This window comes from Nonomuraea sp. NPDC049480 (genome assembly GCF_044465905.1).
Classification (GTDB): domain Bacteria; phylum Actinomycetota; class Actinomycetes; order Streptosporangiales; family Streptosporangiaceae; genus Nonomuraea.
Window position 1 is genome coordinate 176,208 of record NZ_JBITMD010000015.1, and the last position, 22,549, is coordinate 198,756.

Genomic DNA, 22,549 nt, shown 5'->3' on the forward strand with positions numbered 1-22,549 from the left:
CCTCCCTGTCCGAGCACCGCCATCGTGGCATCCGGGCACGACCGGGCATGGGCCGGAGGACCTCAGCCGACCGCGGCGGCGTGCACGGCGTGGCCGCCGAACTGCTGCCTCATGGCCGCGAGGGCGCGCAGCGCGGCGGCGTCCGGCTCCCGCGAGGCGAAGCGGGCGTAGAGCGCGGCGGTCATCGCGGGCGCGGGCACCGCCAGGCGTACGGCCTCCTCGACCGTCCAGCGGCCCTCACCGGAGTCGTCCACCCGGCCGGACAAGCGGGACAGGCGCGGGTCGTCGTCGAGGGCGCGGACCAGCAAGTCAAGCAGCCAGGAGCGGACGACCGTGCCGTGCCGCCAGGAGGCCAGCAGCTTGGGGACGTCGGGGACGTATTCGCTGGCCTCCAGCAACTCGTAGCCCTCGGCGAGCGCCTGCATCATCCCGTACTCGATGCCGTTGTGGACCATCTTGGCGTAGTGGCCGGCGCCCACCGGGCCGGCGTGGCACAAGCCGTCCTCGCCGGGAGCGAGCGACTCCAGCAGCGGCCAGACCTTCCGCACGTGCTCGTCCGCGCCGCCGCACATCACGGCGTAGCCGTTCTCCCGGCCCCAGATGCCGCCGCTGACGCCGCAGTCGACGTATCCGATGCCGTGCTCGGCCAGCATGCGGGCATGCTCGGCGTCGTCGCTGAAGCGCGAGTTGCCGCCCTCGACGATCACATCGCCGGCTGACAGCAGGCCCGCCAGCTGCCGCAGGGCCTCGCGGGTCGGCTCGCCAGCGGGCAGCATGAGCCACACCACCTTGGGTGCGGCGAGCTTGCCGGCCAGCTCCTCCAGGGAGGCCACGTCGCGGTCCGGAGAGGTACGGCTGTAGCCGACGACCTCGTGGCCCGAGGCTCGCCAGCGGGCTGCCATGTTGCCGCCCATACGTCCAAGGCCGACGATTCCTACTTGCATTGATTTCAGTCCTTCGCATGGTGCGGTGGGTTTGCGGGGATGTCGCGGAGAATGTCCAGGACGACGCTGTTGTCGAGGTGGCCGAGTCCCCGGGCGTCGACCGCGTCATACAGCCGGGCGACGGTCGTGGACAGCGGCAGCGTGATCTGTTCGCCGGCGGCGCTCTCCAGGACGAACCCGAGGTCCTTGCGGAGATAGCGGGCGGGGCCCGAGGGCGTGAAGTCCCCGGTGGCCAGGTGATGGCGCTTCTGGGCGAGCACTTCTGAGGAGGCGAGACCACCGGCCAGGACGTCGAGCAGCGCCGCCCGATCGAGATCGCCGCGCTCGGCGAGGACAAGGGCTTCGGCCAGGGCGACCAGGGTGCCCGCGACGACGAGCTGGTTGCACGCCTTGGCGAGCGACCCGGCACCGGTGTCGCCCATGCGGCGGACGGTCGAGCCCATGGCCTCCAGGTACGGGCGCACCCGCTCGACGGCGTCCGCCGACCCGCCCGCCATGATCGATAACGTGGCGTCGCGGGCACCCGTCACGCCGCCGCTGACGGGTGCGTCGATGACCGTGACGCCGTGCAGGCGCAGGCGTTCAGCCAGAGCGCGAACACCGGTCGGGGAGACGGTGCCCATCACGAGCAAGGTGTCCATGGCCGGTTCCGCGGACAGCAGACCGTCCTGGCCGTACAGCACGTCGGCGACCTGGGGCAGGTCGGGCAGCATGGTGATGACGACGGATGCGGCGGCGCCCACCTGCGCCAGCCCTGCGGCGGTGCGGCAGCCGGCCGCTTCGGCGGCGTCCAGCGGCGGGCGACCGCGGTTCCAGGCCAGGACGTCGAATCCGGCACTGGCGAGGTTCGCCGCCATCGGCAGGCCCATGGCGCCGAGCCCGATGAAACCGATGGGCTTCATGAGTGCGTCCTGGCCGCGAGCGCGCCGAGCCGGTCGGCAAGGCGTGGCCGCTCGACCACATCACGGTTGACCACGAAACGCGGCACCCGACCGGCCGCCACATCGAGCACGGCCTGGACCGCGCTGCCGCCGTTGCCTGCCGACATCTCGTCGGTCCACGCCAGCGCGTGCGGGCTGAGCACGACGTTGTCCATGTGCAGGAGGGGGTTGCCGAGGTCGGGCGGCTCGGTCTCGAACACGTCCAGCCCGGCGCCGCGGACGACACCCGACCGCAGCGCCTCGATCAGCGCGGCCTCGTCGACGATGGGGCCGCGGGCGACATTGAGCAGCACGGCCGTGGGCCGCATCAGTGACAGCCGCCGCGCGTCGATCAGGTGGCGGGTCTCCTGAGTCAGCACGCACATGACGATCACGGCGTCGGCCTCCGCCATCACCGTGTCGATGTCCGCGAGGCGTACGCCGAGCCGGCGGGCGGTCTCCGGGGGGCAATACGGGTCGAACGCGGTGACCTCGACGTCGAACGGCCTCAACAGCCCCACCAAGTCACCGGCGGTGTTGCCGAGACCGATCAGGCCGATGCGGCGGCCGGTGAGCCCGCGGCCCATCCACCGGTCCTTCTCCGTCCAGCGCCCCTGCCGTACCAGCCGGTCCTTGGCGGTGAGGTTGTGCAGGGTGGCCAGCAGCAGGGTGAGAGCGGCGGTGGCCACCGGCCGGCGCGCGCCGTCCGGGGTGATCGTCACCAGGGCGTCGTGCCGGGTGCAGGCGTCGAGGTCGACGGCGTCGTACCCGACTCCGAAGCGGGCGAACAGCAGCGGGGGGCGGTCGAGGCCCGCGAAGGTGCGTTCGGTGACGGCGGGGGCGGCGAACAGGACGGCGTCCAGGCCGTCCACGTCCATCGCGAGGAGTTCATCGGTGTCGCGCGGCAGGTATTGCCAGGCGATGCCGGCGGCGTCCAGTTCGCCGAGCCGGATGTCGCCCCACACGTTGCGGCCATGGTCGTCCAGGAAGTCCCGGCTGACGCCCACGGTGATCCGCGGCGTCACAGGACCGCTACCGGGTTCACAGGTGACCCCGTTCCGCCGGGGATGTTCAGCGGCGCCACGGTGAGCAGGAACTCATAGCGGCCCGCGTCGGCGCAGGCGGCGGACAGCGGCTCGAGATCCAGGTTGTCCAGCAGCGGCACCCCCATGGCGGTGATGGCGAGCGCGTGCACAGGGGAATGCAGCCCTTCGACGGGGGACGGGCGCACGTCGCTGTCGCCGTCGGCGCCGATCAGGGCGATGCCGCGTTCGGCCAGCAGCGGTATCGCGTCCACATGGAAGCCTGCGCTGGCGGCGTCGGCGTTCCAAGCGCCGAGTGCCGCGCGGCGGCGGAAGTGGCCGGAGCGCAGCAGCACCGCGTCGCCTTCGCCGATGGTCACGCCCAGCGCCTTCTCTGCGGCGAGGACGTCTTGCGCGTGCACGGCCCGGCCGGGCTCCAGCCAGTCGATCCCGAGGACGGCGGGCAGGTCGAGGAGCACTCCCTTCGTAACGAGCGGTCCGAGCGCGGCGACGGCGCCGAACCGGGCTCCCCCGGCGTCGACGACCTCGCGGGCGGTGCGACCGTCGTAGAGTTGCCCCCGGTAGGCGATGTGGGAGAGAGCGTCGAGGTGACTGACGCCCTTGCCGTGGTAGTCGACGGCGATGAAGTCCTTGTGCGTGGCCGGCTCCGGGGCCTCCACATCGCCGAGGTCGGACATGTAGTGCAGGGCCGGCTTGCCGTTGTCCGGGCCGGGCACGGTGTTCCACGGCAGTGCCATCGGCACGATGACCCCGGTGCGCACCAGCGCGGCGGCCCGCTGGACATGCCCGGGGGTGACCCGGTTCCAGGCGCCCCGGTCGGCGGAGGCCCATCGGCCCCAGGTGCGTACGGCGTCGAAGAGCTCGTCGAACTCCTGGCGGGAGATGCTGGGCCCGTTGCCGGGGGCGGCGGTTGGTGGCGGCGGGGATTCTTCCGGGCGACTGGTCATCTGTTGCTCAGCGCTCCAAGGCTCGGAGGGTGTGGGGGTAGGCGGCCCGCATCGGCGCTACGGTCAGAAGGTCTCGACGACAAAGCGGGTGCGATGGCGTTGTCGTTCAGGGGGCGCACGACGGACAATAACAATATGCTGAACGATGAACAGAATGATGGATGGAGTTGCTGGTGAGCGCAAGCGATCCGGGAGGCCTCGTCCCTGCGGTCACGCGGGCGGTGGCCATCCTCGACACGCTCGGCGAAGCGGAGGGGCGCCCGCTGTCGGTCAGCGAGATAGCCCGCGCTCTCGGCCTGCCGAAGTCCTCGACGGCCAACCTGTGCGCCTCGCTCGAGGCTGCGGGCATGGTCGCACGCAACGGCCAGGGCTTCGGCCTGGGGCGCAAACTGGTCGAGCTCGGGGGCCGCTACCTGGCCACGGTCGACCAGTTGCGCGACTTCTACGAGCTGTGCCGGCGCAGCACCCACATCTCCAGGGAGACCTCCCGGGTCGCCGTGCTGGACGGCATGGACGTGCTCTATCTGGGCCGATATGACGGCACTCAGCCGCTGCGGCTGACCGCGAACATCGGCGACCGCTTCCCCGCCAACTGCACGGCGACCGGGAAGGCCATCCTGGCGACCCTGGAGCCGGCGGTGGCCGAGGATCGGCTTCGCATGCGCCCCTTGGTGGCACTGAGCGAGCGGTCGATCATCTCCGTGCCCGCGCTGCTGGCGGACCTGGAGGCCACGCGCAGGCGCGGCTACGCCATCGACGACGAGGAGACCACTGCGGGCATCGTCTGCCTGGCAGTGCCGGTCGGCGGATTCCGCACGGACTCGGCGCCGTTCGCGATCAGTGTCACCGTGCTCAAGGCCCGGCTCGACGACAAGTTCCGCGAGGCGCTGCTCGAGGACCTGCACGAGATCGCGGCGGGCCTGGAGAACCCGCTGCTGCCCAAGGGGACCGCCACGGGCGGCAGCTGACCCGCCGCTGTCCAAGGGGTCCCACGGGCGGCGGCCGCTCCGCCCCACCGGCCCGTCACGGCGGCCGTACGGAGATCGCTCCGTGCGGCCGCCTTAACTTTGCGGCAACAAATACCGCCTCAACTATTGACCAACATGCTGGTCAGTGTACAGGATTCTGTTCGAGCCGGTGGATTGGTCATCGGCCGGAAGATCCTCCGGAGAAGTCCGTGCATGACGCTCCCGACGACGCAGCATCCAGTCCGCTGGTGAGCATCCGTGGCCTGCGCAAGCGGTTCGGCGGCACCCTCGCACTGGCCGACCTCGACCTCGACCTCTACAAAGGCAGCGTCCTCGCACTCCTGGGTCACAACGGCGCGGGGAAGTCGACGCTCATCAAGATCCTCGCCGGCGTCTACCGCGCGGACGAGGGCCGGGTCACCGTGGCGGGTCATCCCCTCGGCAGCGGCGCCGCCTCCGCCGAGATGTCCTTCATCCACCAGGACCTCGGCCTGGTCGAGTGGATGACGGTCGCCGAGAACATCGCCCTGGGCACCGGCTATCCCCGCAGCGGGGGGCTCGTCTCCTGGCGGCAGGTGCGCGAGCGCTGTGCCGAGGCCCTCGAGATCGTCGCCGGTCACCTCCATCCAGACACGCCGGTGGCCGATCTCACCCGCGCCGAACGCTCTCTCGTCGCCATCGCCCGCGCGCTGTCCATCCGGGCCGGCCTCATCGTGCTCGATGAGCCCACGGCCAGCCTGCCCGCCGCGGACTGCGCGCGGCTGTTCGACGTCCTGCACACGTTGCGCGACCGCGGCCACGGCATCGTCTACGTCAGCCACCGACTGGACGAGGTCTATCAGGTGGCCGACCACTTCGCGGTGCTGCGCGACGGCCACCTCATCAGCCAGGGCCTCCTCGCCGAGTACGGTCCCGACCGGCTCGTCCACGACATCGTGGGACACGAGCCCGAAGGCCACCGGCCCCACGGCTCTCGCACCCCCGGCTCCACCGTGCTCCGCCTCACCGGCGTCACCACTCAGGGCACCGGGCCGGTCGACCTGGATCTGCGGGCCGGGGAGGTCCTCGGCATGATCGGCCTGACCGGCGCGGGTCACATGGAACTCGGCCGGGCCCTCGCCGGAGCCCGGCCGATTCTGGGCGGTCAGGCGCTGCTCGACGGCAAGCCGTACCGGCCCGGGTCGGTCGCCGCCGCCGTCGGCACAGGTGTCGGTTTCGTGACCAGCAACCGCCACGAGGAGGGCTGCGCGCTCGAACTCACCGTCCGGGAGAATTTCCTGGCCAACCCCAGGGCCGGCGGCCGATCCGCCCTCTCCTGGATCAGCCCCCGGCGCGAGCGCACCGAGGCGGCTTCCCTGGTCGAGCGGTTCGGCGTCCGGCCCGCCGCCCCCGAGGCGCCGATCGCCACCCTCTCGGGCGGCAACCAGCAGAAGATCATGATCGGGCGCTGGCTGGGCATCAGCAGGCGCATGGTGATCCTCGAAGAACCGACCGCCGGCGTGGACGTCGGCGCCAAGGCCGAGATCTACCGCCTGCTCGACGACGCACTCGCAGAAGGACTCGCCGTCCTTCTCATTTCCACCGACTTCGAGGAGATAGCCAACGTGTGCCACCGCGCCCTGGTGTTCGTACGCGGAACCGTGACCGCCGAGCTGAGCGGCGAGGACCTCACCGTCACCGACCTCACCCACGCCGCCTCGGCCATGCCTGCTTTGACTGGGCCGGCCCTGACCGGAACGGCGGACGAGTGATGGCGACCCGCACCGCCTCCTCCCCTCACACCACGCGTTCCGCGGCCGGCCGCCTGCGTGGACACCTGATCGGCACGTACGGCCTGCTCGTCCTGGCCGTGTTGCTGTTCGCCGGCTTCTCCCTCGCGATGCCAGGCACCTTCCCGACTCTGGCCAACGCCTCGTCGATCCTGTCCAATCAGTCGATCCCGGCCATCCTCGCGCTCGGCGCGATGATCCCCATCGTCATCGGCAAGTTCGACCTGTCGATCGGCTACGGCCTGGGGCTCGCCCACGTCATGACGATGCAGCTCATCGTCGGCGAGGGGTGGCCCTGGCCACTGGTCTGCATCACCGTCATCCTCGGTGGCGCGATCGTCGGCGTGCTCAACGGCGTGCTCGTGGAGTTCGCCCAGATCGACTCCTTCATCGCCACCCTCGGCACCGGCAGCGTCCTGTACGCCCTCACCCTCTGGAGCACCGACGGCGCCAGGATCGTCCCGGGCCCGCAGGGCCTGCCTCCGGCCTTCACGGACCTGTACGACTCCAAGCTACTCGGCCTCCCCGTGCCCGCCTTCTACGTGCTCGCCCTCGCCGCCGCGCTCTGGCTGCTGCTCGAGCGGCTGCCGCTCGGCCGCTACCTGTACGTGATCGGCTCGAACGCCCGCGCCGCCGAACTGGTGGGCATCCCCACCCGCCGCTACGGCATCTACGCCTTCGCCGGCTCGGGGGCGGTAGTCGGCTTCGCCGGCGTCCTGCTGGCCGCGCAGCAGCAGATCGGCAACCCCAGCGTCGGCATGGATTACCTGCTCCCCGCGTTCGTGGGCGCCCTGCTGGGCTCCACCGCGATCAAGCCGGGCCGCGCCAACGCCGCCGGCACCGTGGTCGCCGTCGCCATCCTGGCCATCGGTCTCGCGGGCATCGGCCAGTTCGGCGCCGCCTTCTGGGCGACGCCGCTGTTCAACGGCAGCACCCTGCTGCTCGCGGTCGGCCTGGCCGGCGTCTCCGCCCGCCGCAGGCTCCGCGCGGGCGCCACCGCCACCCGCCGGCCGCTGCCCGATGGCGCGGACGACACCGCGGGATCGCCGGCCGCCGAATCGGCGCCCGGTGAGCACCGGCCCGTCTCCTAGCCCACATCCCCAAGGCCCCCGCCTGTTCCGCATGCCGTCAAGGAGTTCCCGTGCCACACCTCACCCGCAAGGAAACCCTGCGCCTCATGGCCGCCCTGGCCGTGGCCGCCGCCTCCGTCACCGGCTGCACGCGCGGGTCGGAAACCACCGCCGCCACCGCGGCCGCCGCCACCTCGCAAGCAGGCTGCCCCGCCGTCCTCGCGGCCGCGAAGACGGCGGTCGAGCAGGCCGAAGACGTGAACGCCCCCTGGGCCGGGCCGGCCGGCGGCCCGGAAGCGGTCTCTGGCAAGAGCATCGTCTACGTCGCTCAAAGCATGACCAACCCCGGGGTCGCCGGCACGGCAGAAGGCGTCAAGGAAGCCGCGCAGGCCATCGGCTGGGAGGTGCGGATCATCGACGGGCAGGGCACGCCGGCGGGCATCCAGGCAGCGCTCGGCCAGGCCGTCGCCGTCAAACCGGCCGGTATCGTCCTGTCCGGCTTCGATCCCAAGTCGACCGCACAGCAGGTGGCGCAGGCCGACGCTGCGGGCATCCCCCTCATAGGCTGGCATGCCATCGCCCAGCCGGGCCCGAGCGAGGATCCCGAACTCTTCACCAACATCACCACGAGGGTCGAAGACGTCGCGAAGATCAGCGCGGACTGGATCATCAGCCAGTCCAACGGCCGGGCGGGTGTGGTCGTCTTCACCGACGCGTCCATACCCTTCGCCAAGGGGAAGTCGGACCTGATCAAGAAGGAGCTCGCCACCTGCTCCGGCGTCGAACTCCTCTCGGAGTCGAACATTCCCATCCCCGACGCCAGCACCCGCACCCCGCAGGAGGTCTCCTCCCTGCTGTCCCGCTTCGGCGACAAGTGGACGCACTCCGTGGCCATCAATGACCTGTATTTCGCCGACGCCGCCCCCGCCCTGCGCGCGGCGGGCAAGGAGGGCGGGGGCGCCCCGTTCAACATCGGTGCGGGCGACGGCGACCCGTCCGCCTTCCAGCGCATCAACAGCAAGGTGTTCCAGGCCGCCACGGTGCCGGAACCGCTGTCCGCTCAGGGCTGGCAGATCATCGACGAGTTCAACCGGGCTTTCGCCGGCGAGCCCGCCAGCGGCATCGTCGCACCTGTCCACATCACCACGGCCGCCAACAGCAGCGGCGGCTCCTCCTGGGATCCGAAGGGCTACCGCGACGCGTACCGGAAGATCTGGGGCAAGTAGTCACCAGGTGACCGGGAGCTCGGCGAACCCGTCGGCGATCCTCCCCTCGCTGCGCCGCAGCTCCGAGGCCGGAACGGCCAGCCGTAGCGTGGGGAAGCGCTGGAACAGCCTGCTGAACACGGCGATCAGCTCGACCCTGGCCAGGCTGGCGCCGATACAGAAGCGCGGCCCGTACCCGAAGGTCAGGTGCGGGTCGGTTTGCGGACGACGGATGTCGAACTCGTCCGGATCCGGATAGATCCGCTCGTCCCGGTTGGCCGCGCCCGTCATGAGCACGACGGCGTCGCCCCTCCGGATCGTCACGCCGCCGATCTCGACGTCCTCGTGGGCGTACCTGGGCAGGCCGTGCAGGCTCGTCACGGCCACCCGCAGGATCTCCTCGACCGCGCCCGGCGCCAGGCCCGGATCGGCCTTGAGCAGGTCGAGCTGGTCCGGGTTGGCCAGCAGGAGCAGCACGCCGAAGTCGATGCGGTTGACCGTGGTCTCGTGGCCGGCGAACAACAGCGTGCCGGCCAGCCGGGCGATCGTCCCGTCGTCGTCCAGCTCGCCCGCCAGGTCCGACAGCACGTCCTCGGCTGGCTCGTGCCGCTTGCGCTCGATCAGGCTCGACATGTACGCGCCGAGCTCCTCTCGGGCGGCCTCGCTCTTGGTCGGGTCGAGCATGTCCCCCATGCGCTCCGACACGCCGCTGAAGTAGTCCCTGTCCTCGTACGGCACGCCGAGCAGCTGGCAGATGACCAGCACCGGCAGCGGGAAGGACAGCTCGGCGTGCAGGTCCACCGGCGGCGTGAGCTTGGCGAGGTGGTCGAGCCGCTCGTCGACCAGGAAACCCACGTGGTCCGTGAGCGCCTTCATGCGGCGAGCCGAGAACGACGGCATGAACAGCTTGCGCATGCGGTCGTGCTCGGCCTTCTCCGTCTCGATGTCGCCCTGAGGGCCGCCGAGTATGGCCGAGGCCGACAGCCGCGCGGCCTTGTCCGGCTCCGGGTGCGAGCGCCCGAGGCGGGCGTCGTTGAACAGCCTGCGGGCGTCTTCGTACCCGCTGACCAGCCAGGCTTCGCCGCCCATCCGGGTGCGTACTCTGGCGATGCCCTCCCTGACCCTGAGCTCCCGGTATTCCGGGGGCATGTCGAGCAGGTCGCTGCGCTGGAAGGGAATGACCGGAAGAGTGCTCATAGAAGCTTCCCCACTGCTTTGACAGTTTCCGCCCATACCCTGGGGAAGTCGGCGTGAGCCCGTTCTGCGGTGTTGCGTTCTATCCCGACGAGCAGCCCGTACGTGAACGTGTCCTCGCCCGCCTGTCGTGCGCTCTCCGCCTCCTTAGCCAGCGTTTCCTGCGCCACCACGCCGTCCTGGTGCGTCCCCAGTACTTCCTGAATGTCCTCCGCCAGCTTAGCCAGCCGGGCCATGTCTTTGCCGAGCGCCGGGGTGAGCGCTTCGGCGGTGTAGCGGGCGCGCTTGGCCGCCTTGCGCACGTCGTGCATGGCGATCTCGCGGCGCTCCAGGTCCTCGATGGCCTGGGCGGTGTCGTACGCCTTGGTCACCCTTCGCCAGTTCGCCGAGGCGATGGTGCTGAGCTGCTCCTGTGCCGGCTTGGCCGCCGCCTTGCCCAGCTTCGGCCCGGCGACGAGCGCGTCGAGGGCGTTGAGGAGGGCGTAGTAGCGGTCGCCGCTCAGCGCCTCCTTGATGCGGACGTACGCCTCCTGCTCACGTTCGAGCAGGTCAGAGCCGAGCCTGGCCTGGATCGGGCCGAGGATCAGTTCGGGCGCGACCCTGGCGAGCAGCTTGCCGAACCTGGCCCTGGTGACCTCGAGGTCACGGGCCTCGCCGAGCACGGTGCCGAGCCACTGCAGCTCCTCCTGGAGCTCCTCGGTGTCCATGACCACGGTCTTGAACGCCTTCATCGCGCTACGCAGCCGCCGGCACGCCACGCGCATCTGGTGGACGGCGTCGTCCTCGGCCCGGCGTACCCGGGGGTCCTGCGAGAGAAGGGCACTCACCTGGCTCGCCAGGTAGCCGACGACGACCTCGCCGGCCGAGCCGGGCACGGTGCGAGCCCTGGCCGGTGGGGTGGGTTCGAGCAGCCTGGCCAGCTTGCTGGCGGCGCCGGAGGGCGTGGCGCCCGCCTTTCTGAGCCGCTTGCCGACCTTGGCCAGCAGCGCCTGCCGGCTGTCGTCGAGCAGCTCGGCCTCGACCTCCCGCCACCGTACGACGTTGCCGCCCTCCCTGCGGTCGGTGCCCTTGACGCGGTCGTCGGCGATCTCGACCAGCATGGTGTCGCCGTCGTGCAGGAGCGTGACGTTCCTGCGGGTGTCCAGCTCGGCGACCACCTCGAGCTCGGCGCCGCGGGCGTAGGCGCGCACGAGTTCGGCCAGCTCCGGAGGCACGATCTTGGTGCTGCGGGTGAGCGGGTGGGTGATCTCCTGCCGCACGCCCTTGGCCTTGGGCAGCTTCAGGTGCCAACCGGCGTCGGCGCCGCCTCGTCGGCGCCTGAGCGTGACGCCTCGGGCGGCCAGCCGCAGGTCGGGCGTGTCATAGTACAGAGCCACGAGCTGGTGGCTCTTCGGGCCCACGACGTCCGCCAGACCGCTCAGATCCGGGATCGTGTACTCGGAGGGAACGTCGAACTTGTCCTCGATCTCTATGCCCACTACGCCTCACAAGTGTCCGATTTCGGACCATGATGCCACCACAAAGTGAACATCACACGACCTGCAGGAGCTCGATTCTGTTGCCGACCACGTCGGAGACGTGGATGCGCCGGTATCCCGGCAGGAGAGCGTCGGGGACGGCGCCGGGTATTCGCGCCGCATACGCGTCGAGGTCGTCCACCAGGAAAGCGGGGTGGGCCTTGCGCGCGGGCCTGAAGTCGTCCTCGATGCCGAGGTGGATCTCTACGCCGTCACCGCGGAACCAGACACCCCCGCGTGCGGCGAGCTCCGGCGGCTTGGGCAACTCCCGCAGGCCCAGGACACCCACGTAGAACTCCCGCAGGAGCGGCTCGCTGCCCCTGGGCGCGGCCAGCTGGACGTGATGCAGCCCTCTGATCATCTCTGCGCCACGACGAAGATCCGCCGGAATGGGAAGGGCGTGCCGTAGCTCCTCGCCGGGTACGCCTCCGCGAGCAGTCCGGCGAGGCCGGATGTGAACCGCCGCTGCTCGCCCGCGTCGAGCCGGTCGAAGATCGGGCGCAGGGCGGTGCCCGAGACCCAGTCCAGCACCGGGGTCTCGCCCTGGAGCACGTGCACGTACGTCGTCTCCCAGGCGTCCACCCGCATGCCGCCATGGTTGAGCAGATCGAGGTACTCGACGGGGTTGTCGACCGGGTTGCCCCTGGTGAAGTCGCCGAGCTTGTCGGCCCAGGCCTGCGAGGCGCACAGCTCGCGGATCGCGACGTGGCTCGGCGCGTCGAAGTTGCCCGGCACCTGGAAGGCCAGCCAGCCACCGGGGGCCAGCTCCTCCATCCAGTGCTCGAGCACGTCGCGATGCGAGGGCACCCACTGGAGGACGGCATTGGAGACGATCACGTCCATCGGCCGGTCCGGGCGCCAGGTGGCCACGTCGGCGACCGCGAACCTCACCGGCGTCTCCAGCTGGCGGGCCTTGGTGATCATCGCGGGCGAGGAGTCGAAGCCCTCGATCGTCGCGTCGGGCCAGCGGTTACCCAGCTCAACGGTGAGTTCACCGCTTCCGCAACCGGCGTCCACGACATAATCGGGGTTGACCGCGCCAACCCTGGAGATCAGCTCCAGGAACGGCCGCGACCGCTCGTCCGCGTAAACCGCGTAGGTGACTGGGTCCCACATATCTCTTGACATAAAGATAATTGATATCGAGAGAGATATCTCGATGTCAAGACAGTACACTTCTATGTCATGACGGAGGATGCTAGGGACGAGGTCGATCGCCTCGTCGCGGCTTGGCGAGCCGAACGCCCCGACCTCGACGTCGAGCCGCTCCAGGTGCTCTCTAGAGTGTCACGACTCGCCAAGCATCTCGACCGGGCCCGGCGGGCCGCGTTCGCCGAGCACGATCTGGAGCCTTGGGAGTTCGACGTGCTGACCGCGCTGCGACGGGCCGGGAAGCCGTACGAGCTCAGTCCCGGAACGCTGCTCCGCGCGACGCTGGTCACCTCGGGGACCATGACGAACCGCATCGACCGCCTCGCCGCCGCCGGGCTCGTGCGCCGGCGGCCGGATCCGGAGGATCGGCGTGGCGTACTGGTGTCCCTGACGGACACGGGGCTGGCCAGGGTGGACGCGGCCTTCGCCGACCTGCTGCGGCGCGAGCACGACCTGCTGTCCGGGCTTGGTCTCGACGATCAGCGTGCCCTGGCCTCCCTCCTCCGCACCCTCCTCGCCCCGTTCGACTCTCCCCGCTAGGGTGGTCTCCATTTGCGGTGGTGCCACATTGCCGCGAGCTGCAATCGGTCTTCCGCCGATGCCCGTGCGGGCAACGGCGGACGCCGCGGACTCGGGAAGGGCTGGTCAGTCGCCGAGGCGGTCGGCGACTTCCAGCCACTCCGCTTCGATCGTGTCCTTCTGGGCCGTGATCTCCCGCAGTTCGGAGTCCAGCGTGCCGAGCTTGGCGTAGTCGCTGGCCGCGTCCGCCATGGCCGCGTGGAGGCGGGCCTCCTGGTCGGTCAGCTTGTCGAGCTGGCGTTCCAGGCGGTTGAGCTCCTTGCGAAGCTCGCGTTCCTCCTTGGCCGACAACTCCGTCTTCGCCTGGCCGGGCGCTCCCGCGGCCGAGCCCTCGGCGACCGATCCCGCCGTCGTCGCCCGGGAGTCGCCCGCAACGCCTGCGGGACCGGCGGGAGCCGACAACGCCGCGGTCGCCAGGCGGGCGGTCAACGCCGTGCCGGCCGCACGCCGTTCGAGGTATTCGTCCACCCCGCCGGGCAGCAATGACAGCTTGCCGTCGCCCAGCAGCGCCACGCACCGATCGGTCACCCGCTCCAGGAAGTAGCGGTCGTGGCTCACCAGGATCAGCGTGCCGGGCCAGGCGTCCAGCAGGTCTTCCAGCTCGTTGAGCGTCTCGATGTCGAGGTCGTTGGTGGGCTCGTCGAGCAGCAGGACGTTCGGATCATCCATGAGGAGCCTGAGCAGCTGCAGCCGCCGGCGCTCACCGCCGGACAGGTCGCCGATGACCTTCCACTGCTCGTCGCCCCGGAAGCCCAGGCGTTCGAGCAGCTGGGAGGCGGACCACTCCTTCTTGCCGACCTGGAGGTACTTGCGTACTTCCTCGACCGACTCCAGCACCCGCCGCGTCGGGTCCAGCTCGGCGAGTTCCTGGGACAGGTGCGCGAGGCGTACCGTCCTGCCCCTGGTCACCCGGCCGGAGTCGGGCTCGATCGTGTCGGCGAGCAAGCGGAGCACGGACGACTTGCCGGACCCGTTGACGCCGATCAGCCCGACGCGGTCGCCCGGCCCGAACTGCCACGTGCAGCGGTCGAGCACCAGCGGCCCCGTGTCCGGTCCGCCGGCGTGCAGGGTGACGTTCTCCAGGTCGTAGACGGTCTTGCCGAGCCGGGCCGCGGCGAACCGCATCAGCTCGACGGTCTCGCGCGCCGGCGGCTCATTCGCGATCAGCGCCTGGGCGGCGTCGATGCGGAACTTCGGCTTGGACGTACGGGCGGGCGGGCCGCGTCGCAGCCAGGCGATCTCCTTGCGCATGAGGTTCTGGCGACGGTCCTCGGCGGCCTGGGCGATCCGCGCCCGCTCCGCCTTGGCCAGCACGTAGGCGGCGTAGCCCCCTTCGTATCGCTCGACGCGACCGTCCACGACCTCCCACGTACGGGTGGACACGGCGTCGAGGAACCACCGGTCGTGCGTCACGACCACCAGCGCGCTCTTCATGGTGACCAGGTGTGCGGCGAGCCAGGCGATGGCCTCGATGTCGAGGTGGTTCGTGGGCTCGTCCAGCATGATCAGGTCATGGTCGTCGATGAGCAGCTTCGCCAGCGCCGTACGCCTGCGCTCGCCTCCCGAGAGGTCGGCGGTCTTCGCGCCGAGGTCGAGGTCGCCGATCAGGTTGGACAGGATCTCGCGCACCCGCTGCTCGCCGGCCCACTCGTGCTCGGCCATCCCGCCCAGGACGAACTCTCGTACGGTGACGGCCGGGTCCAGGGCGTCCTGCTGGGAGAGGAAGCCGACCCGCAGCCCGCGAGTGTGGGTGACGCGCCCGCTGTCGGGGCGTACGGCTCCCGCGATGACGGACATCAGGGTCGTCTTGCCGCCCCCGTTGCGGCCGACCACGCCGATGCGCTCTCCTGCCTCGACGCCTAGGGATATGTCGTGGAGGAGCGGCTTGGGACCGTAGGCATGGGAAACCGACTCAAGATTAACCAGATTCATGACGTTCCAAGGGTAGCCGGGGGTTACGACCACTCCCTCCCTGGCCGGGAGGCGAAGAGCTACAGATCGGGACTGGGGAAGCCCGCCCCGTGTCGTCCTCCGGCCGTGGATGGCATGCGCGCCGCCCGGCTCGAACAGCAGGTCCTGAACAACGGGGACCCGCTGCCGCTCAGTGCTTGGGGCGCTCAGTGCTTGGGGACGACGGTGCCGTGGACCGGGCCGTGCACGGGACCGTGCGCGGCCACCGCTGTGTGGGCGGCGCCCGTGGTGGTCAGGCTGAGGGCGAGGTCGCGGGCATGCAGGGCGTCGATGGCGAGGAAAGCGCAGGTGGGGCCCGAGCCGGAGACGATCGCGCCCAGCGCTCCATGCTGGCGGCCGGCGTCCAGGGTGGTGGCGAGTTCGCGGCGGAGGTTGAGGGCGGCGGGCTGGAGGTCGTTGCTCAGGTGAGCGCCCAGGGCGTAGGCGTCGCCGGTGCCGAGGGCCTCTACCAGGGAGTCGTTCAGCTGGGGCCAGGGCACCTCGGCCGCCGAGGCCTCGCGGAGCCGGTCGCACTCGGCGTACACGCTGGCCGTGGAGAGGCCGCCGTTCGCCGGTGCGAACACCCAGTGGAAGATGCCGCCGGTCGGGAGCTCGGTCAGTTGCTCACCGCGGCCGGTGCCGACCGCGGTGCCGCCGAGCAGCGAGAACGGCACGTCGCTGCCGAGGTCTCCGGCGATCTCCATGAGGTCGTCGAACGGCAGCCCGAGCCCCCAGAGCTCATTGCAGGCCACGAGAGCGCCGGCGGCGTCCGCGCTGCCGCCCGCCATCCCGCCCGCCACGGGGATGTCCTTGTGGATGACCAGGTCGGCGCCGTAGGTGCGTCCGGCGTGCTTGGCGAGTGCCCGCGCGGCCCGGATCGCGAGGTTGTTGTCGTCGACCGGCACCTGGTCGGCCCACTTCCCGGTCACCGTCACAGTGATCGACTCGGACTCCTTGGCCACCACCTCATCGAAGATCGACACGGCGTGGAAGACGTTGACCAAGTCGTGGTAACCATCTTCCCTGAGCGGGCCGACAGAAAGCTGCACGTTGACCTTCGCTGGCACACGCACGGTCACCGAACTCATCGATCTACTGCCACTCTCATCGCTTGCCGGGGTCAACGGACACTCGATGTTATCGGCGTACGCAGCCCTGACATGCGGTTCTCGAAATATGACCGAAGGAACGGCCTCTTCCCCGCCACGCAGAGTCAAGTTGGTGGATATTTGTCTTCCTCATGGCCGACAACGAGGAGTCACCCCGGGCGTACGGTGCCCCGGAAGGCGGTGCGGTAGTAGGGCGACCTGAGGAAGGCGGTCTTCTTCACCACGTCGCCGGTCTTGGGTGCGTGGATCATCAGGCCTCCGCCCAGGTAGAGGGCCACGTGGGTGGGGTCGCCCGTGCCGCCGCCGAAGAAGAGCAGGTCCCCCGTGCGGCGGGCGGCGAGGGTGATCCTGCGACCCTGGCGGAACTGGGCGCCTGTGTAGTGGCTGAGGGTCACGCCGGCTCTGGACCAGGCATAGAGGGTCAGGCCGCTGCAGTCGAAGCCTCTCGTGGCCGCTCCTCTGCCGATCCCGAACGTCGGGCCCTTCGCGGAGCCCCCGCCCCAGGAGAAGGAGACGCCCAACTGGCCGATTGCGGCGGAGGCTGCGATCTCGCCCCGGGTCAGTATCTCCTTCGCCTTCTTGACGGACACGGCGGCCTGAGCCGTGCCGGGGAGTGCGGCGAGGGTCATGAACAGACCGCCGGTGACGGCGAGAAGAAAGCGGCGGATCATCGTTGGCCTCCTGGTCCGATCATGCGGATGGATGATGCGTGATCAGGATGGCCAGGCCAGGCGGGGCGACGTGGGGCCGAACGTGGTTCTGTGGAAAGAGGGAGTGAGCAGGGAAGGTTGTGGATGCCGGTGCGCGTCGAGGACGGGCGGCAGCTCACCGAAGCGCGGTCAGAGCAGGCCGATGGGCTCTGGTCAGGGTTTGAGCTCGGCTATGCGGGCGAAGGCCGTGACATCGAGTTGCTCTCCTCTGGCCGACGGGTCCACGCCGGCCGCGCGCAGGATGCTCTCCGCCTCGGGCGCGCTGCCCGCCCACGACGCCAGGGCCGCGCGCAGAGTCTTGCGGCGCTGGGCGAAGGCGGCGTCCACCACCGCGAAGACCGCCTCGCGGGAGGCCGACGTGGCAGGCGGTTCGCGGCGGGTGAGGGAGACCAGGCCCGAGTCGACGTTGGGGACGGGCCAGAAGACGGTACGGCTGACCGGGCCCGCCCGGCGGACGTCCGCGTACCAGGCGGCCTTGACCGACGGCACTCCGTACACCTTCGAGCCGGGACCCGCCGCGAGGCGGTCGGCCACCTCGGACTGCACCATGACCAGCCCCTTGCGCAGGGACGGGAGGACTTCCAGGAGGTGGAGCACCACGGGGACGGCCACGTTGTACGGGAGGTTGGCGACCAGGGCGGTAGGGGTGAAACCCAGCAGATCGTCCAGGGTCACCTTCATGGCGTCGCCGTTGACGACCGTCAGCTTGTCGGACAGACCGCGATCGGCGACGGTGATGGGGAGCTGGGCGGCGAGCACCGGATCGATCTCGACGGCCACCACATGCGCGGCCGGCGGCAGGAGCGCTAGGGTGAGCGAACCCAGCCCCGGTCCCACCTCGATGACCACGTCATTCTCCGACAGATCGGCCACGCGGACGATGCGCCGGACCGTCCCCGCGTCGATCACGAAGTTCTGGCCAAGCTTTTTTGTCGGACGAAGATTCAGCTTATCCGCCAAAATACGTATTTCTACAGGGCCCAACAGCCTCATCATCCAACCAGTCTCCCGCATCGAAGAACCTGCGATGGCGGATGGGGAGACCAAAGGAGAGGATGGCGTGGAACAGGAAGGGACGTCCCTCATGGAGCCAACGGGCGCCGCGCCGCTCCGCCCGACGGACTTGCGGGAGATCGGGCCGTACCGCCTGCTGGGGCGACTCGGCGAGGGCGGTATGGGGACCGTCTTCCTCGCACGTGCGCCGACGGGACGTTTCGTCGCGCTCAAGGTCGTGAAGGCGGAGTTCGCCAACCAGGAGGGGTTCGCGGCCCGGTTCCATGCCGAGGTCGAGAACGCTCGCCGGGTGGCGTCCTTCTGCACGGCGCAGGTGCTGGACAACGGCAACACCGGCGACGGCCGGCCGTACATGGTGACCGAGTACATCGCGGGCACCCCGCTGTCCGATCAGATCACGACATATGGGTCTCTGGATCCGGGGCCGTTACACGGCGTCGGGCTGGGAGTGGCGGCGGCGCTGGCCGCCATCCACGTGGCCGGGCTGGTGCACAGGGATCTGAAGCCCGCCAACGTGATCCTTTCGCTGTCCGGGCCACGGGTGATCGACTTCGGGATCGCCAGGGCGCTCGACAGGGAGACGGGGTTCACGCTTTCCGGCGAGTTGCTCGGCAGTCCGGGGTGGTGGGCGCCCGAGCAGGTGCGCGGCGAGGCGCTCAGCCCGGCGGTCGACATCTTCGCCTGGGGCTGCCTGGTGGCGTACGCGGGCAACGGGCGGCACCCGTTCGGGCGCGGCGACCCCATCACGATGGCCCACCGCGTGCTGAACACCCCGCCGGACCTGGGTGCGCTGCCCGCGCCTCTGAACGAGCTGGTACGACTGGCCACCTCGATGGATCCCGCGCAGCGTCCGACGGCGCAGGATCTCCTGATCGCGCTGGTGGGCGGCAACACGCCGGCGCCGTCGATCAATCCGCCCACCCTGGTCGCGACCGAGATGCTCAGCGACTGGCAGCCGCCCCAGAACGTCGTGGACGAGCCGGACATCACGGCGACGTTCACGACGCCGCCGCCCAGCGACGCCACGGGCAGAGGGCCGGGCGGGCCCGAGGTCACTTCCGCGGCGCCCTCCGGTCCCTCGGGGCCCGCGTCGGTCGAGGAGCTGGCGCGCAGGGAGGAGGCGGCGGCCAAGGAGGAGCTGGCCCGCTGGCCCGCCGAGTCCGACACATCGGCGAAGGGCGATGCGCGGGCGCGCGGGTTCTTCCGGAGAGGTGATCGGAAGAAGTCCCAGGCCGAGGCGGCGCAATCGGCTCCGGGAACGCCGGAGCCGCAGGCACAACCCCAGCAGGGCGCCGTCCCCAGGCAGGAGCAGGCGCGTCAACCCGCCGGCCCGCCGGGACAAGGCGCGGGCATCCCGCCGCAGCAGCAGCTGCGGCAGGCTGCGGGCATTCCCGCGCAGGAGCTCCCCCGGCAGGCCGCCGGCATCCCGGGCCAGGAGCAGTTGCGCCAGATGGAGGCCTCGGAGCAGCGGCGCGCCGACACCCAGCCGGGCGATCGGACGGTCCGCGGCACCCCGGAGCTCCTCCCGAGCGAGCCCGACACCCTCGACGGCACGAGAGCCACGGGCACCCGGTGGCTCATCGCCGCCGCCGCGGCCGTGCTGGCCATCGTCGTCACGGTGGCCGTACTGATCGTCACCTCGGGCCGCAACACGGTCACCTCCAACCCCGGCGACCCCTCCCTGGCGGCCACCACCATCCGCCCCAACGACGTGGGCCGCAGGTTCCCGCTGGGCAACAACTTCGACGACCCGATCGCGATCGTCGCGGGCGCCCCCGAGTGCGGCCTCAAGGAGTACGAGGGCAAGACCGCGACCCAGGGCCAGCTCTGCGTGATCCGCTGGACGATGCTCAACCCGGGCGGCGAGCGGCGCACGCTGGTCCAGCCGGTGGTCAGCATGGTCGACGACCGGGGCGGCGAGCACGACCCGGCCGCCGTCACGCTGCCCCCCGCCATCCTGCCCGGCGGCCGCGTGGACAGCGCCTTCGTGTTCGACCTGGCCACATACCGCAAGCCCGTGAAGCTGACGGCGACCATGCTCGAGAACGGCAAGCAGATCGAGGTGGCGCTGTGAGGATCAGGGAGATGCTCGTCGCGCTGCTGCTCGCGGGCGGGATGACGATGGTCCCGGCCGCCGCCGCCGGCGCGGCGGCCTGCGCGGGGGCCGCCGACTTCGACGGTGACGGCGCGGACGACGTGGTGGTGGGCGACCCGTTCGCCGACGACCAGAAGGGCGCCGTGCACGTGCTGTCCGGCGGCAAGGTCGTCCCCGTCTCCGTGCCCGGCCTGGTCAGGGGCGACGCCTTCGGCTGGTCGGCGCGGCTGGCGAACGTGGACGGCGACGCCTGCGCCGACCTGGTCGTCGGCGCCCCGTACGCGGACGTGGACGGCGCGGAGGACGCCGGCGCCGCGTACGTCGTCTACGGCGGCGGGACCAAGCCCCCGCAGCGCCTGATCGCCACGCAGCCGCAGCGGTTCGCGCATTTCGGCTGGTCGCTGGCGGCGCAAGGAGACGTGGTGGCGATCGGGGCGCCGTACGAGGACGAGAAGCAACTCCTCGACGTGGGCGCGATCTACGTGCGCAAGGGCACGGGCCAGCTGCGCAGGATCAGCCAGGAGAGCGTCGACGTGCGCGGCAACAGCGAGGTCGGCGACCAGTTCGGCTGGTCGATGGCGTTCGGGTTCGAGAAGACGCTCGTCGTGGGCGTCCCGTACGAGAACGACGACGGTGCGGGCCGCCAGGTCGAGGCAGGCAAGATCGATTCGGGGTCGGTCGTGTTCATCGACGACCCCCTCGCGCCGCAGATCACGAGCCTGAAGCTGGATTCGCCGACCAACGCCTCCGGCGACCGGTACGGCTACGCGGTGGCGTACTCCGCGGGCTCCGGCTACGCGGTCAGCTCCCCCGGCCCCGGATACGTTCAGCTGCTCAACCCCGCCAAGAAGCCCATCAGGACGGTGACGCAGGGCGGCAAGCAGGCGTTCGGGTTCTCGCTGGCCGCCTCGGCGGACGGCAGACTGGCCATCGGGGCTCCCTATGGCGGCGGCGTCCGGATCGTCTCCTGGAAGAGCGACGCCGAGGACCGGAAGCTGCCGGACGGCGAAGGTTTGTTCGGCTGGTCGGTCGCCTTCAGCGGCAACAAGCTGTTCGTGGGGCAGCCGGACGCGCAGCCGTACGGGAAGGTCACGGTGGCCGGGCGGAACGCCGAGAGCCTGGAGCCGTTCCAGCCGCCGCAGGGCGCCGACTTCGGGGTGGCGGTGTCCGGTTAGAAGGCGGTGTCCGGTTAGAACAGGTGGGCGCCGCAGTGCGGCCACTGGCCCTGCCAGCGGCCGCCCACGTGCTGGTAGAGGAGCTGCGCACGGTACGTCTGCTCCTCCGCCGGCCAGGCCGTCGGCAGGTCCATGCCGCCGACGGCCTTCCACATGGGCAGACTGAACTGGTACATCCCGTAGTACGGCCCGTCCGGGTTGTACGCCTGCGGATTCCCGTCCGACTCGCACTCGGCCAGCGCCTGCCAGTTCAGGACGGCGACGTCCGGCTGGACCTGGACGGTGCGGGGCGCGGTGACCATGATGACCGTGCCGTCCTTCGGGAAGCTGCCGAGCGGCGGAGTGACCTGATAGCCGCGGTGCAGGTCGATGCGCTTCTGGCGGAGCACCTCGCGGACGGTGCGGGCGGTGGTGCGGGAGGTGAGCCGCGTGGCGCCGGTGACCACGTACACCTTGCGCTTGGTGTAGACGGTGAGCGCCATCCCCGACAGCGGCACCGTCCCGTCGCGGGGTGCGGAGACCCTGCCGGCCGCCGGCGAGATCTCCAGCTCGGCCAGGGCGTCACCGACCCTCGTGCTGGTGACCAGGTGTTTGCTGGTGCGGCCGTCCAGGGTGAGCGTGATGGGGCGGGCGCGGCGCACCTCGATCGTGGTGCCGTCCGAAACGTCCTCCTGCGCGGGCGGGTGCACGACGTCGCCGAAGCTCAGCGAGACCCCGGCGTCGCCGAGCACGTCGCGTACGGAGCCGGCGAAGCTGCGTATCGCCATCGCCCTGCCGTCCACGATCACGGTCACGTCCTTGGCCATGGACGACACGGCCACGAGCACGCCTGCAGCCACGGCCGCCGCCAGGCACACCACCGGCGTCCATGGGGAGCGCCACGGGATCGGGGGACGCGGCGCACGTCTCCTGCCTCGCAAGAACCACCTCCGGTGAGGAGCGGCGAACGCTCAGGCCCGAGAGCGGTAGCTCGCGTGACCAGCGAGGGCCCAAGTGAGCGCGACCATTAACACAGGGCGGCGAACGCTCAGGCCCGAGAGCGGTAACTTGCGTAACCAGCGAGGGCCCAAGTGAGCGCGACCATTAACACAGGGCGGCGAACGCTCAGGCCCGAGAGCGGTAGCTTGCGTAACCAGCGAGGGCCCGAGTGAGCGCCATTCACTACGCGCCACTTCCGATAACGGAAAG

Annotated in this window: 20 protein-coding genes; 7 read left to right on the top strand and 13 right to left on the bottom strand. The window is 70.5% G+C overall.

The genetic code is table 11. The annotated features are described in order from the left end of the window. Positions 1–62: 62 nt before the first annotated feature. Genes gnd through ACIBX3_RS36285 form a run of 4 tightly spaced genes read right to left on the bottom strand, consistent with a single transcriptional unit; the run spans position 63 to position 3,854 of the window. Positions 63–944, bottom strand: a complete 882-nt coding sequence (gnd, locus tag ACIBX3_RS36270) for a phosphogluconate dehydrogenase (NAD(+)-dependent, decarboxylating) (RefSeq protein ID WP_397125037.1) — start codon at positions 942–944, stop codon at positions 63–65. 5 nt (positions 945–949) lie between these two features. After that, on the bottom strand, positions 950–1,846 hold the full coding sequence (locus ACIBX3_RS36275) for an NAD(P)-dependent oxidoreductase (protein ID WP_397125038.1): 897 nt from the start codon (positions 1,844–1,846) through the stop codon (positions 950–952). Then, positions 1,843–2,889 carry an NAD(P)-dependent oxidoreductase gene (locus ACIBX3_RS36280; protein ID WP_397125039.1) on the bottom strand — a complete coding sequence of 349 codons (1,047 nt, stop codon included), beginning with the start codon at positions 2,887–2,889 and terminating at the stop codon, positions 1,843–1,845. The genes ACIBX3_RS36275 and ACIBX3_RS36280 overlap by 4 nt, the downstream gene beginning before the upstream one ends. Further along, a complete protein-coding gene (locus ACIBX3_RS36285) occupies positions 2,886–3,854 on the bottom strand; it encodes a cyclase family protein (protein WP_397125040.1) in 969 nt (322 codons plus the stop codon). The genes ACIBX3_RS36280 and ACIBX3_RS36285 overlap by 4 nt, the downstream gene beginning before the upstream one ends. A 173-nt stretch (positions 3,855–4,027) precedes the next feature. Here ACIBX3_RS36285 and ACIBX3_RS36290 point away from each other — a divergent pair, with 173 nt between their 5' ends. The 4 genes from ACIBX3_RS36290 to ACIBX3_RS36305 all read left to right on the top strand — a co-directional run bounded on the left by ACIBX3_RS36290 (position 4,028) and on the right by ACIBX3_RS36305 (position 8,887). Further along, a complete protein-coding gene (locus ACIBX3_RS36290) occupies positions 4,028–4,822 on the top strand; it encodes an IclR family transcriptional regulator (protein WP_397125041.1) in 795 nt (264 codons plus the stop codon). A 248-nt stretch (positions 4,823–5,070) separates the two neighbouring features. Continuing rightward, entirely contained in the window at positions 5,071–6,573 is a 1,503-nt protein-coding gene (locus ACIBX3_RS36295) for a sugar ABC transporter ATP-binding protein (RefSeq protein WP_397125042.1), read from the top strand. Then, positions 6,573–7,682: an ABC transporter permease gene (locus ACIBX3_RS36300; RefSeq protein ID WP_397125043.1), complete on the top strand. Its 1,110-nt coding sequence runs from the start codon at positions 6,573–6,575 to the stop codon at positions 7,680–7,682. Before ACIBX3_RS36295 ends, ACIBX3_RS36300 begins: the two co-directional genes overlap by 1 nt. Before the next feature lie 50 nt (positions 7,683–7,732). Beyond that, positions 7,733–8,887 carry a substrate-binding domain-containing protein gene (locus tag ACIBX3_RS36305; RefSeq protein ID WP_397125044.1) on the top strand — a complete coding sequence of 385 codons (1,155 nt, stop codon included), beginning with the start codon at positions 7,733–7,735 and terminating at the stop codon, positions 8,885–8,887. On the opposite strand, the gene ACIBX3_RS36310 is transcribed toward ACIBX3_RS36305, so the two are convergent. From ACIBX3_RS36310 to ACIBX3_RS36325, 4 genes are read right to left on the bottom strand one after another with little or no spacing between them, the layout of a single operon-like run. After that, positions 8,888–10,063, bottom strand: coding sequence for a cytochrome P450 (locus tag ACIBX3_RS36310; protein WP_397125045.1), 1,176 nt, complete (start codon positions 10,061–10,063; stop codon positions 8,888–8,890). After that, positions 10,060–11,538: a CHAD domain-containing protein gene (locus tag ACIBX3_RS36315; protein ID WP_397125046.1), complete on the bottom strand. Its 1,479-nt coding sequence runs from the start codon at positions 11,536–11,538 to the stop codon at positions 10,060–10,062. The genes ACIBX3_RS36310 and ACIBX3_RS36315 overlap by 4 nt, the downstream gene beginning before the upstream one ends. A 52-nt stretch (positions 11,539–11,590) precedes the next feature. Continuing rightward, positions 11,591–11,938, bottom strand: a complete 348-nt coding sequence (locus ACIBX3_RS36320) for a glyoxalase (protein ID WP_397125047.1) — start codon at positions 11,936–11,938, stop codon at positions 11,591–11,593. Next, the gene (locus ACIBX3_RS36325) at positions 11,935–12,693 is read right to left on the bottom strand and encodes a trans-aconitate 2-methyltransferase (RefSeq protein WP_397125048.1); all 759 of its coding nucleotides are present in this window, start codon (positions 12,691–12,693) and stop codon (positions 11,935–11,937) included. Before ACIBX3_RS36325 ends, ACIBX3_RS36320 begins: the two co-directional genes overlap by 4 nt. A 69-nt stretch (positions 12,694–12,762) precedes the next feature. Between ACIBX3_RS36325 and ACIBX3_RS36330 the strand changes: the two genes are divergently transcribed. Further along, entirely contained in the window at positions 12,763–13,269 is a 507-nt protein-coding gene (locus ACIBX3_RS36330) for a MarR family winged helix-turn-helix transcriptional regulator (RefSeq protein WP_397125049.1), read from the top strand. 105 nt (positions 13,270–13,374) lie between these two features. On the opposite strand, the gene ACIBX3_RS36335 is transcribed toward ACIBX3_RS36330, so the two are convergent. The 4 genes from ACIBX3_RS36335 to rsmA all read right to left on the bottom strand — a co-directional run bounded on the left by ACIBX3_RS36335 (position 13,375) and on the right by rsmA (position 18,070). Further along, positions 13,375–15,240 carry an ABC-F family ATP-binding cassette domain-containing protein gene (locus ACIBX3_RS36335; RefSeq protein ID WP_397125050.1) on the bottom strand — a complete coding sequence of 622 codons (1,866 nt, stop codon included), beginning with the start codon at positions 15,238–15,240 and terminating at the stop codon, positions 13,375–13,377. 185 nt (positions 15,241–15,425) lie between these two features. After that, positions 15,426–16,346 (bottom strand): 4-(cytidine 5'-diphospho)-2-C-methyl-D-erythritol kinase, encoded by a 921-nt coding sequence (locus ACIBX3_RS36340; RefSeq protein WP_397125051.1) that lies wholly within the window; start codon positions 16,344–16,346, stop codon positions 15,426–15,428. Between the two features lie 170 nt (positions 16,347–16,516). Further along, positions 16,517–17,038 (bottom strand): NlpC/P60 family protein, encoded by a 522-nt coding sequence (locus tag ACIBX3_RS36345; RefSeq protein ID WP_397125052.1) that lies wholly within the window; start codon positions 17,036–17,038, stop codon positions 16,517–16,519. Between the two features lie 192 nt (positions 17,039–17,230). Next, positions 17,231–18,070 carry a 16S rRNA (adenine(1518)-N(6)/adenine(1519)-N(6))-dimethyltransferase RsmA gene (gene rsmA, locus ACIBX3_RS36350; protein WP_397125146.1) on the bottom strand — a complete coding sequence of 280 codons (840 nt, stop codon included), beginning with the start codon at positions 18,068–18,070 and terminating at the stop codon, positions 17,231–17,233. Between the two features lie 67 nt (positions 18,071–18,137). On the opposite strand from rsmA, the gene ACIBX3_RS36355 reads away from it, so the two are divergent. Both ACIBX3_RS36355 and ACIBX3_RS36360 read left to right on the top strand, forming a co-directional pair. Continuing rightward, positions 18,138–20,165 carry a serine/threonine protein kinase gene (locus tag ACIBX3_RS36355; protein WP_397125053.1) on the top strand — a complete coding sequence of 676 codons (2,028 nt, stop codon included), beginning with the start codon at positions 18,138–18,140 and terminating at the stop codon, positions 20,163–20,165. Continuing rightward, positions 20,162–21,361 carry a hypothetical protein gene (locus ACIBX3_RS36360; protein WP_397125054.1) on the top strand — a complete coding sequence of 400 codons (1,200 nt, stop codon included), beginning with the start codon at positions 20,162–20,164 and terminating at the stop codon, positions 21,359–21,361. The genes ACIBX3_RS36355 and ACIBX3_RS36360 overlap by 4 nt, the downstream gene beginning before the upstream one ends. 14 nt (positions 21,362–21,375) lie before the next feature. Here ACIBX3_RS36360 and ACIBX3_RS36365 read toward each other — a convergent pair whose 3' ends face one another. Then, complete coding sequence (locus ACIBX3_RS36365; protein WP_397125055.1) at positions 21,376–22,281, bottom strand: ubiquitin-like domain-containing protein; 906 nt, start codon at positions 22,279–22,281, stop codon at positions 21,376–21,378. Positions 22,282–22,549 lie beyond the last annotated feature (268 nt).

What these genes read in the sequence shown, in the direction of transcription:
- gnd (WP_397125037.1), bottom strand. Translation starts at nt 944, where the DNA reads ATGCAAGTAGGAATCGTCGGCCTTGGACGTATGGGCGGCAACATGGCA.
- ACIBX3_RS36275 (WP_397125038.1), bottom strand. Translation starts at nt 1,846, where the DNA reads ATGAAGCCCATCGGTTTCATCGGGCTCGGCGCCATGGGCCTGCCGATG.
- ACIBX3_RS36285 (WP_397125040.1), bottom strand. Translation starts at nt 3,854, where the DNA reads ATGACCAGTCGCCCGGAAGAATCCCCGCCGCCACCAACCGCCGCCCCC.
- ACIBX3_RS36300 (WP_397125043.1), top strand. Translation starts at nt 6,573, where the DNA reads ATGGCGACCCGCACCGCCTCCTCCCCTCACACCACGCGTTCCGCGGCC.
- ACIBX3_RS36310 (WP_397125045.1), bottom strand. Translation starts at nt 10,063, where the DNA reads ATGAGCACTCTTCCGGTCATTCCCTTCCAGCGCAGCGACCTGCTCGAC.
- ACIBX3_RS36320 (WP_397125047.1), bottom strand. Translation starts at nt 11,938, where the DNA reads ATGATCAGAGGGCTGCATCACGTCCAGCTGGCCGCGCCCAGGGGCAGC.
- ACIBX3_RS36325 (WP_397125048.1), bottom strand. Translation starts at nt 12,693, where the DNA reads ATGTGGGACCCAGTCACCTACGCGGTTTACGCGGACGAGCGGTCGCGG.
- ACIBX3_RS36330 (WP_397125049.1), top strand. Translation starts at nt 12,763, where the DNA reads ATGACGGAGGATGCTAGGGACGAGGTCGATCGCCTCGTCGCGGCTTGG.
- ACIBX3_RS36335 (WP_397125050.1), bottom strand. Translation starts at nt 15,240, where the DNA reads ATGAATCTGGTTAATCTTGAGTCGGTTTCCCATGCCTACGGTCCCAAG.
- ACIBX3_RS36340 (WP_397125051.1), bottom strand. Translation starts at nt 16,346, where the DNA reads ATGAGTTCGGTGACCGTGCGTGTGCCAGCGAAGGTCAACGTGCAGCTT.
- ACIBX3_RS36345 (WP_397125052.1), bottom strand. Translation starts at nt 17,038, where the DNA reads ATGATCCGCCGCTTTCTTCTCGCCGTCACCGGCGGTCTGTTCATGACC.
- rsmA (WP_397125146.1), bottom strand. Translation starts at nt 18,070, where the DNA reads ATGAGGCTGTTGGGCCCTGTAGAAATACGTATTTTGGCGGATAAGCTG.